The organism is Winslowiella arboricola, assembly GCF_025527015.1.
Classification (GTDB): Bacteria; Pseudomonadota; Gammaproteobacteria; order Enterobacterales; family Enterobacteriaceae; genus Erwinia; species Erwinia arboricola.
In genome coordinates this window covers 507,113-521,937 of record NZ_JAODIM010000042.1, presented here as the reverse complement: position 1 = coordinate 521,937, position 14,825 = coordinate 507,113, and the positions used below count along the sequence as shown (strand labels likewise).

Annotated in this window: 18 protein-coding genes; 10 read left to right on the top strand and 8 right to left on the bottom strand. The window is 53.0% G+C overall.

The window, feature by feature from the left end; all coding sequences use genetic code 11:
• Positions 1–115: 115 nt before the first annotated feature.
• The 6 genes from N5923_RS16805 to N5923_RS16780 form a co-directional block, all read right to left on the bottom strand.
• The gene (locus N5923_RS16805) at positions 116–376 is read right to left on the bottom strand and encodes a hypothetical protein (protein WP_267142618.1); all 261 of its coding nucleotides are present in this window, start codon (positions 374–376) and stop codon (positions 116–118) included.
• A gap of 91 nt (positions 377–467) precedes the next feature.
• Positions 468–1,148 (bottom strand): LexA family protein, encoded by a 681-nt coding sequence (locus N5923_RS16800; RefSeq protein ID WP_267142617.1) that lies wholly within the window; start codon positions 1,146–1,148, stop codon positions 468–470.
• 112 nt (positions 1,149–1,260) lie between these two features.
• Positions 1,261–1,440 (bottom strand): YodC family protein, encoded by a 180-nt coding sequence (locus N5923_RS16795; RefSeq protein WP_267142700.1) that lies wholly within the window; start codon positions 1,438–1,440, stop codon positions 1,261–1,263.
• Positions 1,441–1,690: 250 nt separating this feature from the next.
• Positions 1,691–1,822, bottom strand: a complete 132-nt coding sequence (locus N5923_RS16790) for a hypothetical protein (RefSeq protein WP_267142616.1) — start codon at positions 1,820–1,822, stop codon at positions 1,691–1,693.
• Between the two features lie 40 nt (positions 1,823–1,862).
• Entirely contained in the window at positions 1,863–2,774 is a 912-nt protein-coding gene (locus tag N5923_RS16785) for a DUF808 domain-containing protein (RefSeq protein ID WP_267142615.1), read from the bottom strand.
• Between the two features lie 14 nt (positions 2,775–2,788).
• A complete protein-coding gene (locus tag N5923_RS16780) occupies positions 2,789–3,061 on the bottom strand; it encodes a hypothetical protein (protein ID WP_267142614.1) in 273 nt (90 codons plus the stop codon).
• Between the two features lie 185 nt (positions 3,062–3,246).
• Between N5923_RS16780 and yedA the strand changes: the two genes are divergently transcribed.
• Positions 3,247–4,152 carry a drug/metabolite exporter YedA gene (gene yedA / locus N5923_RS16775; protein ID WP_267142613.1) on the top strand — a complete coding sequence of 302 codons (906 nt, stop codon included), beginning with the start codon at positions 3,247–3,249 and terminating at the stop codon, positions 4,150–4,152.
• An 8-nt stretch (positions 4,153–4,160) separates the two neighbouring features.
• Here yedA and N5923_RS16770 read toward each other — a convergent pair whose 3' ends face one another.
• On the bottom strand, positions 4,161–4,628 hold the full coding sequence (locus N5923_RS16770) for a very short patch repair endonuclease (RefSeq protein ID WP_267142612.1): 468 nt from the start codon (positions 4,626–4,628) through the stop codon (positions 4,161–4,163).
• 102 nt (positions 4,629–4,730) lie between these two features.
• On the opposite strand from N5923_RS16770, the gene N5923_RS16765 reads away from it, so the two are divergent.
• Complete coding sequence (locus tag N5923_RS16765) at positions 4,731–5,450, top strand: alanine--tRNA ligase-related protein (protein ID WP_267142611.1); 720 nt, start codon at positions 4,731–4,733, stop codon at positions 5,448–5,450.
• Here the strand turns inward: N5923_RS16765 and N5923_RS16760 are convergent, their stop codons facing one another.
• Entirely contained in the window at positions 5,451–6,248 is a 798-nt protein-coding gene (locus tag N5923_RS16760) for an AraC family transcriptional regulator (protein ID WP_267142610.1), read from the bottom strand.
• 566 nt (positions 6,249–6,814) lie between these two features.
• On the opposite strand from N5923_RS16760, the gene N5923_RS16755 reads away from it, so the two are divergent.
• The 8 genes from N5923_RS16755 (at position 6,815) to N5923_RS16720 (ending at position 14,810) form a co-directional block, all read left to right on the top strand.
• On the top strand, positions 6,815–7,645 hold the full coding sequence (locus N5923_RS16755) for a DeoR/GlpR family DNA-binding transcription regulator (RefSeq protein ID WP_267142609.1): 831 nt from the start codon (positions 6,815–6,817) through the stop codon (positions 7,643–7,645).
• Between the two features lie 74 nt (positions 7,646–7,719).
• Positions 7,720–8,703: a substrate-binding domain-containing protein gene (locus tag N5923_RS16750; RefSeq protein ID WP_267142608.1), complete on the top strand. Its 984-nt coding sequence runs from the start codon at positions 7,720–7,722 to the stop codon at positions 8,701–8,703.
• Between the two features lie 3 nt (positions 8,704–8,706).
• Positions 8,707–10,212 carry a sugar ABC transporter ATP-binding protein gene (locus N5923_RS16745; protein ID WP_267142607.1) on the top strand — a complete coding sequence of 502 codons (1,506 nt, stop codon included), beginning with the start codon at positions 8,707–8,709 and terminating at the stop codon, positions 10,210–10,212.
• On the top strand, positions 10,205–11,194 hold the full coding sequence (locus tag N5923_RS16740) for an ABC transporter permease (RefSeq protein WP_267142606.1): 990 nt from the start codon (positions 10,205–10,207) through the stop codon (positions 11,192–11,194). Before N5923_RS16745 ends, N5923_RS16740 begins: the two co-directional genes overlap by 8 nt.
• 16 nt (positions 11,195–11,210) lie before the next feature.
• Positions 11,211–12,260, top strand: a complete 1,050-nt coding sequence (locus N5923_RS16735; RefSeq protein WP_267142605.1) for an ABC transporter permease — start codon at positions 11,211–11,213, stop codon at positions 12,258–12,260.
• The gene (alsE, locus tag N5923_RS16730; RefSeq protein ID WP_267142604.1) at positions 12,260–12,952 is read left to right on the top strand and encodes a D-allulose 6-phosphate 3-epimerase; all 693 of its coding nucleotides are present in this window, start codon (positions 12,260–12,262) and stop codon (positions 12,950–12,952) included. The genes N5923_RS16735 and alsE overlap by 1 nt, the downstream gene beginning before the upstream one ends.
• A complete protein-coding gene (alsK, locus tag N5923_RS16725; protein ID WP_267145248.1) occupies positions 12,949–13,860 on the top strand; it encodes an allose kinase in 912 nt (303 codons plus the stop codon). Before alsE ends, alsK begins: the two co-directional genes overlap by 4 nt.
• Positions 13,857–14,810, top strand: coding sequence for a ribokinase (locus tag N5923_RS16720; protein ID WP_267142602.1), 954 nt, complete (start codon positions 13,857–13,859; stop codon positions 14,808–14,810). The genes alsK and N5923_RS16720 overlap by 4 nt, the downstream gene beginning before the upstream one ends.
• Positions 14,811–14,825: the final 15 nt, after the last annotated feature.

Genomic DNA, 14,825 nt, shown 5'->3' with positions numbered 1-14,825 from the left:
TCAGCCGCAACAGTGAGTTGAGTGTAGACGGTGGTTAAACTCAGCGACAGGTTGCGGCAATGGCTTGCGCATACGCCATTGCCGGTGTCAGTTAATAACGGATCGAAAACGCCATTCAGTGCGGTTGCTCTTTATCCGCTGGCGGTAAACTGTTGTTCACTTTTTGCAGCGCATCGGCATCCAGCCGCTGCGCCAGTTGTTGCAGAATGGCGGTGCGTTTACGCTGTTCAGTGCGGTTATCACGCCAGATTATCAGCCCACGCAACAGGGTAAAAAACAGCCCCAATAAATAGCCCCACTCCTGCAGGCTCAGCCGGGTTAAGGCGCTTCTGGCAATCCCAATCAGCAACAGCAACGTATTCATTATCATCTCCATAAGCTTCTCCTGTCGGATAAGAGACAGATCGATAATGAACTTAAAGTTCATTTACAGCAATTGCGATTACGCATTTTGTTAAGCGGATCGCTTAACCTAAATTTTCCCATTTCGCTTCCACCACTACGCCTATAATGCGGCAGTTATGGCTGATTTCCTGCATTTTATACTCAGGGTTAAGCGGTTTCAGATACTTACGTCCGCCATCTTCAATATATTTTTTAAACGTGGCTTCATTCGCATCCGTCAGACGTGCAATTACCAGCTTGCCGGAGGTGGCGGCCACCTCCGGATCAACCAGAATCAGCATCCCTTCCGGGATACTCAGCCCCACCGGCGCGGTCATTGAATCACCTTTCACCTCCAGCCAGAAGCTGCTCTCACTCACATGACGGGTGGTGGCGGGCCAGCGATCGATTTCGTCACGCGTCCAGGGTTCAATCGCCTCACTCCAGAGTCCGGCGCTGACCCAGCTAATCAGCGGATAACCGTTATAACCCGAAGGCGGCACTACGGTTTTAACGTTGTTATCCCACTCGCCGCTGCCGAGCTGCAGCCACTCCAGACTGACATCGAGAAAACCTGCCAGCGCCTGCAGCTTCGCCTGGCGCGGTATCGCTTCACCGTTTAGCCATTTGCCCACCGCCCGCGGCGTGACCTTCAGCGCACGCGCCAGCAGCACACCGCGACCATGGGTATCAAGGGATTTTAGCCGGCAGGCTTCGTTAAGGCGGGCGGAGAACGCTTTACGCTGCTGAAGTTCATCCAACATAAGTTCACCTGGTTCATATCACAGCCATAATGAACTTAAAGTCTATACTGAATCAGCGCAACTGGAAAGGTGCGCCGCCTGCGAGGGGATAAATTTGCAGGCGGCACAGGGTTTAGCTGGCGAGCTGACGGCCGGAGGAGAGCGCAAACAGTTCATCTTCTTTAAATGCCTCACGCCTGACGCTGAATCCATCATACCAGCGGCATTCAACCATCCCACTGGCGTAACCGGTAACAATCATGCGGGGTCCGCCATTTTTAAGCTGTACTTCATCACTGACAAAAAAGAACATCATGCGCCTCCATATCAGGGTGAGAAAAACATACTTGCAAAAATATAGCAGCCCGGTCTGATTCCCGCCTGCGACCAGCGACACAAAAATGGACTTAGAATGAATTAGTAGAAGAAAATATCGATATTGCAGGGGTTTAGTGAGATATACGATTTTATGATGACTATTTGCGTAAATTATCAAAAAAACACGGGCAAAAAAAACGGACAACCGTAGTTATCCGTTTTTAATGAAACCGTTATGCCTGGAATCAGATTTTGCAGCCTTCACAATCGGCTTCATCGCCCAGATCGGCGGGCACTTCACTGGCTTTCTTTTCGGCTTTTGCTTCAGCCTGTTCCAGCTGTGCATCAATATCAAATTCGAAAATATCGTCGTTCATGGTTTACTCCAGGTATTGGTCTTAAAGATACTCGCACTCTTTATACTGATTTAGTGCGCGCTTTCGCAATCATATTTACGACAAACAGCACAATCGAACCAATGATAAAGCCAATCACTAAATTAGCGCCATTGCTAATCAGCGCGGCCACCAGTCCGTTAAATCCGGCGCTAAAGGCTTCGATATGATGATGCAGCCATGCGATGCCGTGCACCACAATACCGCCACCGACCAGAAACATCGCCAGCGTACCCACCACCGACAGGATCTTCATCAGCCATGGGGCGGCCACCAGCAGACCACGGCCCGTCGCCTGCGCCAGCGCACCGCTTTGCTGCGTCAGCCACAGCCCCAGATCGTCGAGCTTCACAATCCCGGCGACGATGCCATACACCCCGACCGTCACCAGAATGGCAATACCGGAAAGGATCAGCACCTGATTCAGCAACGGCGCATCAGAAACGATTCCCAGCGTAATGGCGACAATTTCCGCCGACAGAATAAAGTCGGTGCGCACCGCACCTTTAACCTTATCCTTCTCAAATTGCGCCGGATTTTTCTCTGCGGCTTTCAGCAAGCGTTGCTGACGTGCTTCCGGCGACTCCTGCGATTTATCGCGATGCAGGCTATGCATCACTTTTTCCACCCCTTCATAGCAGAGGTAAGCACCGCCAACCATTAACAACGGCGTAATCGCCCAGGGGGCAAAAGCACTGATCACCAGCGCCAGCGGCACCAGAATCAGCTTATTAAGGAACGACCCTTTCGCTACGCTCCAGACTACCGGAATTTCCCGATTGGCTTTAACCCCACTCACCTGTTGTGCATTCAGTGATAAATCATCACCCAGTACGCCAGCGGTCTTTTTCGCCGCCAGCTTGCCCATAACAGAAATATCATCGAGCAACGTGGCAATATCATCTAATAACGTCAGTAAGCTACTTCCAGCCAAAATGGATTCCTTGATTAATGTTCGTGGTGCTGACAACAGGGACAGATCTGCACTTCCGCGACAGCCATATCAGCGATGCCATCACAATCCCATTCCACCCGCACCGGCTGCCCCTCGGCCTGATCGTGATGCAGATATTTACTCACCGGACTTTCGGTCATTCCGGCGATCTCTTCGGTTGCAATCAGGGTGTCGCCGACATAAATACGAGCCGTTGCCTGGGTCGTCACCAGGCGCTGATCGCGCAATTTATACAGACGTCGAACGGTCAGCTTAATGCTGGACATAGGTTCACCGTGGGCGAGTTAGCAATGGAACGGCAGATCTAAACAATTATGGGTCAGAATGGCAATCTTTGTAATCGTTAACAGTTGATTTAATCGGCAACTTTCCTCCGCAGGGACGTGAATCTCTGGAGGAAAATTAATTTTAGCGGTAGTGTATTGCCCCTGTTAATCCACCGGAATGGATCATGTCACGCCTTACTGCGCCTGCTGTGCTGTTAATCGCTTCACTTTTTACGCTGTATATTATCTGGGGTTCCACTTACTACGTTATTCGCCTCGGGGTGGAAAGCTGGCCGCCGATGATGATGGCGGGCTTACGCTTTCTTACCGCCGGGATTATTCTGTTTGCGGTGCTGCGCCTGCGCGGACATCAGCTTCCATCACGCCGCGCGGTACTGAATGCCGCTGTTGTTGGCGTGTTGCTGCTGTCGGTCGGTAATGGACTGGTCACCATTGCTGAACATCAGAATGTGCCCTCCGGCCTCGCGGCGGTCATGGTGGCAACCGTGCCGCTGTTCGCCCTCTGCTTCAGCCAGCTGTTTGGTATCGCCACCCGCTGGATTGAGTGGCTGGGGATTGCGGTCGGACTGAGCGGGATTATTTTGCTGAACAGCGGCGGTCATCTCAGCGGCAACCCGTGGGGTGCGCTGATGATACTGCTGGCGGCGGTCAGCTGGGCATTTGGTTCAGTATGGGGATCCCGTGTAGAACTGCCCAAAGGGCCGATGGCCGCGGCGGTGGAGATGCTGGCGGCAGGCGTGGTGTTGCTGACAGCCAGTACGTTGAGCGGTGAAAAGCTGCAGGCGACGCCGGATTTACAGGGCTTTCTGGCGCTCGGTTTTCTGATTGTTTTCGGCTCGATTATTGCGATTAACGCCTATATGTACCTGATCCGCAATGTCACACCGGCGGTGGCGACCAGTTACGCCTACGTTAACCCGGTAGTGGCGGTTCTGCTCGGCACCAGCTTTGGCAACGAAACTCTGTCGACGCGCGAATGGCTGGCGCTGGGCATTATTATCTTTGCGGTGGTACTGGTGACGTTGGGCAAATATTTGCTGACGGCAAAATCACGTAATCAGACAGCGTAAACACCCAGCTAACAACGGTGGATGCCCTGATAATCAATCCCGGCATTGCCGTTTCCGGCAATAATCCACTCCTCCAGCCGCGAGGTAATCGCCTCATCATCCAGCCGCAGTTTACCGCGTAATGCACACTCCCAGACAATCAGCACCTGCCAGCCGGCGGCGGTTAACTCAGCACTATCACGTGCATCGCGCGCCACATTGCGGTTAATTTTCTCCAGCCAGAATTCAGTGCGTGTCGCCGGTAGCTTAAACAGATGGCAGTGATGGTGATGCCAGAAACAGCCATGGACAAAGATAATCGTCTGGTGGTTCGGCAGCACAAAATCGGGCCGCCCCGGCAGGCTTTTATCCTGCATGTGATAGCTAAATCCCAGCGTATCCAGCAACGCGGCCAGTCGCTTTTCAATTGCGGTATCCTGGGTACGAATGGCACGCATATTTTTACTGCGGATGGCGGCGGAGTGAACATCAGCCATACTCTCTCCTTCTCTGTCATGGCGCATACTGCAATTTTTTACAAGCCAGCGACCCTGCTGACCGGCATAGTGAATCTATGTTTGCTTACTAAAGAGTACATGATGACTGAACTGATTTGCCGTAGCCAACCCGATGCTGTCAGCTGTCGCGCCAGCGTAATCAACAGCGGCGACGATGAGAAAGGCCACTGGGTGCAGGTCGACCGCACGGTATTTTATCCGCAGGGCGGCGGCCAGATGTCCGATCGCGGCACGCTACAGTTTAACCAGCAGCGCATTAATTGCCAGCAGGTGCTGGTGCGGGATGGTGAAGTGCGCCACTACCTCGACAGCGCTGTCGCATTACAGCCCGGTGACGCACTGGAGCTGACCATTGATGCAGATTTCCGTCTGCTGGCGTCGCGCGCGCACAGCGCAGGCCATCTGATCTCGCATGTGGTGGAAACCCTGAAACCCGAACTGGTGCCGACCAAAGGCCACCATTTTCTGCCTGGCGCATATGTGGCTTTTGCCGGCGAACTTACCGACGATCCACAGACGTTTCTGCAGCAGGTACAGCAGCAGCTCGATGCTGCTATCGCGGCCGCGTTGCCGGTGACCATCAGCAGTGAAAACCTGGCGACTATCACTGCGCTGCGGCCGGAGTTAGCGGGCGCGATCCCTCAGACAGATGAAATTCGCCTGGTAACCATCGGCAATTATCGTCCTTTTGCCTGTGGCGGCACCCATACTGGCGACACCGGCAGTTTGCAGAAGGTAGAACTGACAAAGATAAAGCGGAAAGATGGTGTGCGCATTAGCTATACGCTGAGCGCCAGTTAGTCAGTAAGCTGAAGGGGCCACGCCAAATGCCTGGCGAAACGCGCGGTTAAAGTGGCTTTGATCGTAAAAACCGACGGCGGCAGCCACCTGCGCAATCGGGCTGTCACCGCGATTCAGGCGCTGACAGGCGATTTCCAGCCGCAGGCGCAACAACCAGGCGTGCGGCGTCATTCCCACACGCTGACTAAAGCGGCGTAAAAACTGAAAGCGGCTCATATCGCAGAGCGCCGCCAGCTGCGGCAGGGCGAGGTTTTCGCTGATATTGTCATAGCAGTAATCCCGCACCCGGCGGAAATCCCGATCGGACAAACCGCCCTTCAGCTGCTGTGGCTGCAGGGTTTTCAGCTGCGTCAGCAGTGGTTCCAGCGCATTAAGATAGTGTTCATCCACCAGCGGCTGGCGGGTTGACTGCTGGTGCAGCTGCTGCAGAAAGCGGCTTAATCCGGGGGCGGTCAGTATCGCGCCACCAAACCTCAACTCCACGGTTTTTCCGGCAATCTCATCTGCCAGACTTTGCAACAGCTGCGGCTTTACCCGGAAGGTATAAAGCGTATAGGCGTGCTCTCCTTCACGCGTGCCGGTATGCACTTCGCCTGGCGGCATAATCGATATCCGTCCCGCCGCCAGCAGCTGTGAACTGCCGGCAAAACGCTGACGCTGTACGCCATCCCTAATCACCCCGATGTGGTAATCAAGATGGTAATGCGGCGCAAAGTTAAAGTCAGAGAAGCGCGCCTCACCCAGCACCATGCCAGGCATCTCTGCCGGGTGATAGTAACGCACCTGTTGCTGTTGCATAACGCCGCCCCTGCATAAGACTGATGACTGTCCCAGGGGAGCCGTTTTCGGCTCCCGTCATAACGAATGCCACTCTCGCTATGGTGCACATCCGCGATGCGGGCGGCGAGAACGCCGCCCCTACACAAGCCGATGACTGTCCCAGGGGAGCCGTTTTCGGCTCCCGTCATAACGAATGCCACTCCCGCGATGGTGCACATCCGCGACGCGGGCGGCGAGAACGCCGTCCCTGCGTTTGTCCGTGGAAACTATTGATACTTTACCACAAGCAATAGCTTCACTAAGATAAGCTAAACGGTCAAATCCACACAAACGGTCACTATCGGTCAGTCATTCATTCCCTATGCGACCGCCACGCGCCATATCAGATCGAGTAAAAATCGCGCTTTACCCGATAAAAGTGTGATAAGCATCAATATTTAACTGTAATAACCATTAAATTTCACAATAAATCTTCGTATTTCATCACTTGAAACGGGTATCAGATTTCTTCGTATCAGAGTGCCATGCAGCACACGTTCTTTACGCCTGATTTTCCTTAATCTAAATATCAACCGGAGGTCACCATGATGCCAATTGAACGCCAGCGCCTGATTATTGAAGAACTCAATAAAGATGGCCGAATCCTGGTTGCAGAATTAGTTGAACGGCTCAAGGTATCGCAGGAGACTATTCGTCGTGATTTGGCGGCATTGCAAAAAAAAGGATTACTGAATCGCAGTCATGGTGGCGCAGTAACCGTACAACGCAGCACGGGTAATTTAGCCGCCCCGTCCACCAGACCGGAAGAACATGCTTTATCATTCAGCCAGCGAATGAATGATAATGTGCAACAGAAAATGCAGATTGCTAAACGGGCGCTTGATTTTATCAGTCCGGGCGACTGTATATTACTGGATAGTAGCACCACCAGCTGGTTTCTGGCGCGCCAGCTACCGGATATAGAATTAACCGTGCTGACAAATTCGTTACGTAATGTTCAGACGCTGGCGCCCAAGGGAAATATCCGCACCATCTGTCTCGGCGGCGAATACTCAATACGTTATGAAGATTTTAATGGCTTAGTGGCAGAACAGCCGTTAAAGGATTTCCTGATAAATAAAATCTTTTTTTCCTGCCGTAGTCTGGATAATGATGGCTACTTGCGGGAAGGACATGAAAATAATGCCCACCTGAAACAGCAAATGCTGCTGGCTTCAGAGCGCAAGTATCTGTTACTGGACTCCAGTAAGTTCCTTACTCCCTCATTCGCGCGTATCTGTCATTACCGCGAAGTGGACTTCCTTATTACCGACAGTATGAAAGACAAAGAATTAAAACAAGAATTAGCGTGGAATGGCGTCAATATTATTGACTGTTCACAACGTCCGCAAGCCACGCAAATAATCAATTACTGATCCGTTCTTACAATAACACTATCCATACTACCTGGAGTAGCCACTTCAGGTACGCCGGGTATATCGGAGAGAAAATGAAAACAACACTTATTGCCTGTACCCTTATGTCGCTGTTCGCTGCTGGTTTGGCTCACTCCGCAGATAAATTGCGGATGGGTATTGTGGTTAAAGTTGGCGGTATCCCATGGTTTAACGCGATGGAAAGCGGAATTAAAAGTGAAGCAGCAAAACGCGGTATTGATGCCTGGCAGGTTGGCCCTACTTCGGCTGACCCTGCATTACAGGTACGAGCAATTGAAGATTTAATTGCGCAGAAAGTCGATATTATCGGCGTGGTGCCAAACGATCCCAAAGTTCTTGAGCCAGTATTAAAACGCGCTAAAGAAGCCGGCATCCTGGTGATTACCCATGAATCACCGGATCAAAAATATGCCGACTGGGATTTCGAGCTGGTTGATTCAACCACCTACGGCATCACCAATATGAAGAAATTAGCCGAATGCATGAAAGAAGAAGGCAAATACGCCATGTATATCGGCGGCCTGACTATTCCGCTGCATAACCAGTGGGCTGATTCGGCCATCGCTTATCAGAAAGAACACTATCCAAAAATGCAGCTGGTCGGTGACAAATTTGGCGTCGGTGAATCGCTGGATGACTCCATTCGCACTACCAATGAGCTGATGTCGAAATATCCTGATCTGAAAGGTCTGATGGCGTTTGGTTCCAGCGGCCCGATTGGTGCCGGTCGTGCAGTCATGAACCGCCAGAAAATCGACAAAGTTTGTGTGATTGGCGCCTTCAGCCCGAGCCAGGGCGCGTCACTGGTGAACCGTGGCGCGATTAAAGGCGGTTATATCTGGAACCCACTGACGGCCGGTGAAGTATTTATCCGAATCGCGGATATGGCACATAAAAAAGAAGCATTTACCGACGGTATGACCATCGACGGTTTGGGAAAAGTAAAAGTGGATGAGAAGACCCACACCATCCTCGGTAACAGCACCGAGAGCCTCGATAAAGCTAACCTGCCGAAACTGGTCAAACTGGGACTGTAAGTTATGAAGCCAATCGAACCACGCCAACTTATTGTGCTGGAAAACCTGTCAAAAACCTTTGGCGGCAACCGGGCATTAAGTGAACTGTCACTTTCGTTGATGGCTGGCGAAGTGCACTGCCTGGCCGGCACAAACGGCTGTGGTAAGAGTACGCTGATCAAAATTATCTCCGGGGTGCATGCCCCGGATAGCGGCAGCACCATTACGCTGGCTAATGGTGAAAGCTTTTCACGTCTGACGCCAAAAAAAGCGCGCGATTTTGGTATTCAGGTGATCTATCAGGATCTCTCCCTGTTCCCTAATCTCAGCGTGGCGGAAAATATCGCCTTTGAACATAACCTCAATGGCCTGCTGGGCTGGTACAACGCGAAACAACTGCGCCAGACCGCCCGGCGGGTGATCGACGAATTGCAGTTTAATCTGCAACTGGATGCCAAAGTCTCGGCGCTGTCGATTGCTCAGCGTCAGCAGGTGGCAATCTGCCGCGCGCTGGTCGCCGATGCGCAGCTGGTGATTATGGATGAGCCGACCGCGTCTCTCACCCGCACCGAAGTCAACCAGCTGCTGCGCACCGTACGCTATCTGAAAGAGAAGAATATCTGTGTGGTGTTTGTCAGCCATCGCCTTGATGAAGTACTGGAAATCTCTGACCGCGTCACGGTGATCCGCGATGGCGGTAAAATCGGCACCTGGCCTGCCAGCGAAATCGACAGCCATCGGCTCACCGAGCTGATGACCGGGCTGAAACTCGATTATCAGTTAAAAACCCCCAACGCCGTCGAAGGTCGGGTGCTGCTGGAGGTGGAAAATCTGTCACGTATCGGCCAGTACAACAATGTCAATTTCACACTACGCGCCGGTGAAGTGCTCGGCCTGTGCGGCCTGCTGGGTTCCGGGCGCACCGAGCTGGCGCTGTCGCTGTTTGGCATGACGCAGCCGGATAGCGGCAAAATCTGGCTCGACAGCAAGCCGGTGAAATTCCGTGGTCATGAAGATGCGATTAAAAGCGGCATCGGTTATGTCTCCGAAGACCGGCTGACCCTCGGCCTGATCCAGCAGCAGTCCGTGGCAGATAATATGGTGCTGTCGATTCTCGACCAGTTGCGTAACCGATTCCATATCATCGATGAATACCGCAAAAACAAGTTAATCCTTGAGTGGATTAATCAGTTAGGCGTACGCGTAGCCGACCCGAATAACGCGATTTCCACCCTTTCCGGCGGCAACCAGCAAAAAATTGTGCTGGCGAAATGGGTGCTGACTCAGCCCAAGATTCTGATTCTTGACTCCCCTACCGTTGGCGTCGATGTCGGGGCGAAGGCCAGTATCTACCGGCTGATCCACCAGCTGGCGCTGGAAGGATTAGCCATCATTCTTATTTCCGATGAAGTGCCTGAAGTCTATTACAACTGCGATCGCATTCTGCATTTCCGCGATGGCACGGTAACTGCCGAGTATCAGCCAGGTAGCGTCGGGCAACATACGCTTGCAGAGGTGATCAATGCCTGATTTATCTTTCTTTAAACCGCAGTCCAGTCAGGGCTGGCTGGCATGGGTATTAGTCTGCTGCGTCACTGTTTTCTCTTTCTCCAGTGACCAGTTTCTCACTATCCAGAATTTACTCGATCTGACAGAGACCTATGCGGTCACCGGCATCTTCGCCCTTGGCCTGTTTGTGGTGCTGGTCACCGGCGGCATTGATATCTCCTTTGCCGCCGTGGCTTCGGTGGTGCAGTACTTTATCGCCACGCTGTTTATCCAGTTTCAGTTTGATAACGCGCTGCTGAGCATCGCGCTGGCGATTTTAAGCGGCATGCTGTTCGGCATTATCAATGCCATCCTGATTTACTCGTTACGCATTGTCTCAATCATTATCACCATCAGTATGCAGTCGCTGCTGTTTGGCATGCTGATGTGGCTGACTGATGGCCGCAGTCTCTACTCCCTGCCGGAATGGTGGACGACCCTGCGCAGCGTGCTGCCGTTTGAGGTGAATGGTCAGAGCTTCCAGCTCGGGCTGCCGCTACTGGTGATGTTGTGTATCTCCGCGCTGACCTGGGTCTTACTGAATAAAACCCATCTTGGCCGTCAGCTGTATGCGGTGGGCGGCGATCAGGAGTCGGCGCGCCGTATTGGCATCCGCGTCGGGCTGATCCATATCTTTGCTTACGGCTATCTCGGCGCGCTGGCGGCGATTGGTGGCCTGGTACAGGTTTACCGAATGGGCGAAGTGGTGCCGAATGCCTTAGTCGGTGGCGAACTTGACGTGCTGGCGGCGACGGTACTGGGCGGCGCCAGCCTGATGGGCGGTAAAGGTACGGTGACCGGCACCCTGATGGGCGTGTTCCTGATTGCCATCCTGAAAAACGGTCTCAATCTGATCGGGGTTTCTGACTACTTTATGAATATCGTGATTGGCAGCGTCATTATGTTAGCCATCGCCATTACTCACTATAAAAAGCGTAAAGAGACCGACGTCAGCTTTATCTGACACCGAGGAGAAGTAAATGAAACAACTGCATATGTTTAAACCTGACGGTGTTCAGGGCGGTTTGCTGCTGCTTATTGCGCTGGCGGTAATCACCTTCAGCCTGTTATTACCGGGACGTTTTTTAACTGCGCCGACCTTTATGAGCATTGCGTTTCAGCTGCCGGAAATTGGCCTGCTGACGCTGGCGATGTTTATTGCCATTCTCAGTGGCGGACTGAATCTCTGTATTATCGCCACTGCCAATATCACCAGCCTGTTTATTGCCTGGATGCTGATCAGTTATTTACCGGCTGATGCCAGCATCGCGATGCAACTGCTGTGGCTGACTATCGGTATTATCGGCGCGGCAATTATCGCCACGGTAATTGGCGTGATTACCGGACTGATGGTGACGCGAATTGGCGCTCACCCGATTCTGGTGACACTCGCCACGATGATGACGGTAAAAGGGATTGGTATTTACCTGACCAAAGGCACCTCGATTAGCGGCATGCCGGAGGTAGTACGCATCTTTGGTTCCGGTACCCTGCTGGGCATTCCGCTGCCGCTGTATCTGTTTATTATCGCTGCGGCGGCAATGGCGTTATTCCTTGGCAAAACCCGCGCCGGTAAATGCATTTATATGGGCGGCAGCAATATCAACGCCACCTGGTTTAGCGGCATCAACACTCACCGCATGCTGATTATGGTGTATGTCATCTCCAGCTTACTCTGCGTGCTGGCCGGACTGGTGATGATGGCGCGCTTTAACTCGGCGCGTATCGGCTACGGCGACTCATACCTGCTGCTGACCGTACTGGCGATTATCCTCGGCGGCACCGATCCAAACGGCGGTTTCGGCAAGGTCACTGGCGTGGTGTTATCGCTGATCGTCCTGCAGGTGTTATCCACCGGCTTTAACCTGATGAATATCAGCCAGCACTTTAGTCTCGCCATGTGGGGAGCGGTGCTGATTGTGGTTCTGGCAATTAAATATTTTAATTCTCATTATGCAGCACATCGTGCAATGCGTCGAAGTGCGCAATCTGCCCAACAGACTGCTCTGACTAATAAAAAGGAAATCTGATGCGTACTAAAATCTCCCCTTCTCTGATGTGTATGAACCTGATGGAAATTAAGCAGCAGTTGCATGTACTGAATACGCGCGCTGATTTCCTCCATGTTGATATTATGGATGGGCACTTTGTTAAAAATATTACGCTGTCACCCTTTTTTATTGAGCAGATCCGTCCGTACACGCCACTGCAGATCGATGTTCATCTGATGGTGGAACAGCCGACCGATTTTATCGATGCCGTCGCCAAAGCGGGCGCGGATTATATCTGCCCGCACGCGGAGACCATTAATAAAGATGCATTCCGTGTGATTAACCAAATTCGTGCCTTAAATAAAAAAGTCGGTGTGGTATTAAACCCGGCAACGCCGGTCTCGTTTATCCACCACTATATTCACCTGCTGGATAAGATTACCATTATGACCGTCGACCCGGGTTATGCCGGTCAGCCATTTATCCCGGAAATGGTGGAGAAAGTGGTCGAGCTCAAAGCGCTGAAAGCGCAGCACGGTCATAAATACCTGATTGAAATCGATGGCTCCTGTAACACCAAAACGTACTCCACCCTGCTGGGCGCCGGGGCGGAAGTGCTGATTGTCGGCACCTCCGGCCTGTTTAACCTTGATGATAATCTTGAGACGGCGTGGGACACCATGAGCCACAACATTCAGCAGGCTCAGAATGCGCCAGGAGCGACCGCATGACACAATCCTGGCTGGGTATAGATATTGGCGGTACCAGCACCCGGTTTCAGATTATGGACAGCGATCGCCAGTGGCAGGGATTTGATAAAATTGCCACCCGCAGCTGGGCTACCGCCGATGATGCGCTGTCGACGCTGGCCGGACTGATTCAGGCGGCAGTAGCAAAACAGAATATTCATGGCGTGATGCTCGGCCTGCCCGGCATCCTCAGTCGCGATCGCCGTCAGGTGCTGTCGTTGCCATTTATTCAGGCGCTGGACCATCAGCCCATCGCCCAGCTGCTGAGCGAGAAGATCGGTATTCCGGTGGCGATGGATAAAGATGTTAACCATCTGATGCTGTGGGATCTGATGGAACTGCCACAGCTGCCAGACAATGCCGTCGGCATTTATCCGGGTACCGGACTGGGCAACAGCCTGTGGCTGAATGGCCAGTTTTATCATGGCCATCATGGCAGTTCCGGCGAGTTAGGCCATATTCCGCTGCTGCACAGTGCCAGCGCCGCCGCGCCGCTGCCCTGCCCCTGTGGCAATCACGGCTGCGTGGAGACGGTGACCTCCGGCCACTGGCTGAGCAACTGGGCGCAACAGCATGTGCCGGACACCGCAATGGCACAACTGTTTAGCCGCCATCATGCGCATCCCGATCTGCAGGCATTTGTGCAGCGTCTGGCGCAGGTAATCGCCATTGAAATCAATATCCTCGACCCGGAATATCTGATCCTCGGCGGCGGCGTGCTGGGGATGAACGCTTTCCCGCTGTCCAGCCTGCGCGAGCAGATTATCCGGCATCTGCGCCCGCCCGCCACCCGTGATGGCCTGAAGATTATTTTCAGTAAAGCCACCGATTACACCGGTTGTCGTGGCGCCTGCTACGCAGCAGAACGGCATTTCAGGAGGGCGTTATGAAAGGCAGAGTATGTGTATTCGGCTCCTTTAACCTGGATATTGTCGCCGGCATGGCGCGCTTTCCGCAGCCCGGTGAATCGCTGGTCGCCCATAGCAGCATGATGGGCGCCGGTGGCAAGGGGGCCAATCAGGCCACTGCAGCACTGCGTGCCGGTGCGCGGGTGCACTATATCGGCAAGATCGGTAACGACGATTACGGCATTTTTGCGCGCCGCCACCTGGAAAATACCGGTTTTGACGCGATCACCCTGTTTACCTGTAAAGAGAAACCCACCGGTAATGCGCTGATTTTTGTCGCCGGTGATGATGCCGAAAATATGATTTCGGTCTATCCGGGGGCGAATTTAACCGTCACCGCCGCCGAAACCCAGCGCTGCCAGCCGACGATAGCGGCAGCGGATATTCTGTTATTGCAGCTGGAAAATAATCTAAGCGCCATTCAGCGCATGATCGATATCGGTCGCGACAGCGGCACCTTTGTGATTCTCAATCCCGCGCCATGGCAGAAAGTGAGCGATGTGCTGCTGAATAAAGTCAATCTGCTGACCCCTAACAGTACTGAGGCTTCGCAGCTGAGCGGAGTTGACGTCACTGATGTTGCCAGCGCGCAACGGGCGGCGCGGCTTCTGCACGATAAAGGGGTTGGACAGCTGATTATAACCCTGGGTATGCAGGGCGCACTGCTGTCGGTTGACCGCGTGATGTCGCTGGTGCCGGTTTATCCAGCGCAGCCAAAAGATACGACCGGCGCGGGTGATGCGTTTAATGGCGCGTTAGCGGCACGTCTGGCTTCGGGTGATGCGCTGGAAGCTGCTGCGTTGTTTGCCTCGGCTTATGCTTCGGTTAGCGTAGAAAATATTGGCGCCGCGCAAGGTATGCCGCGTTATGCCGATGTGCTGGAGAGAATGAAACACTATCCGCAGTTAAAGATTATTTCGCTCGGGGAGTGATGTCGGGGGAGGTAT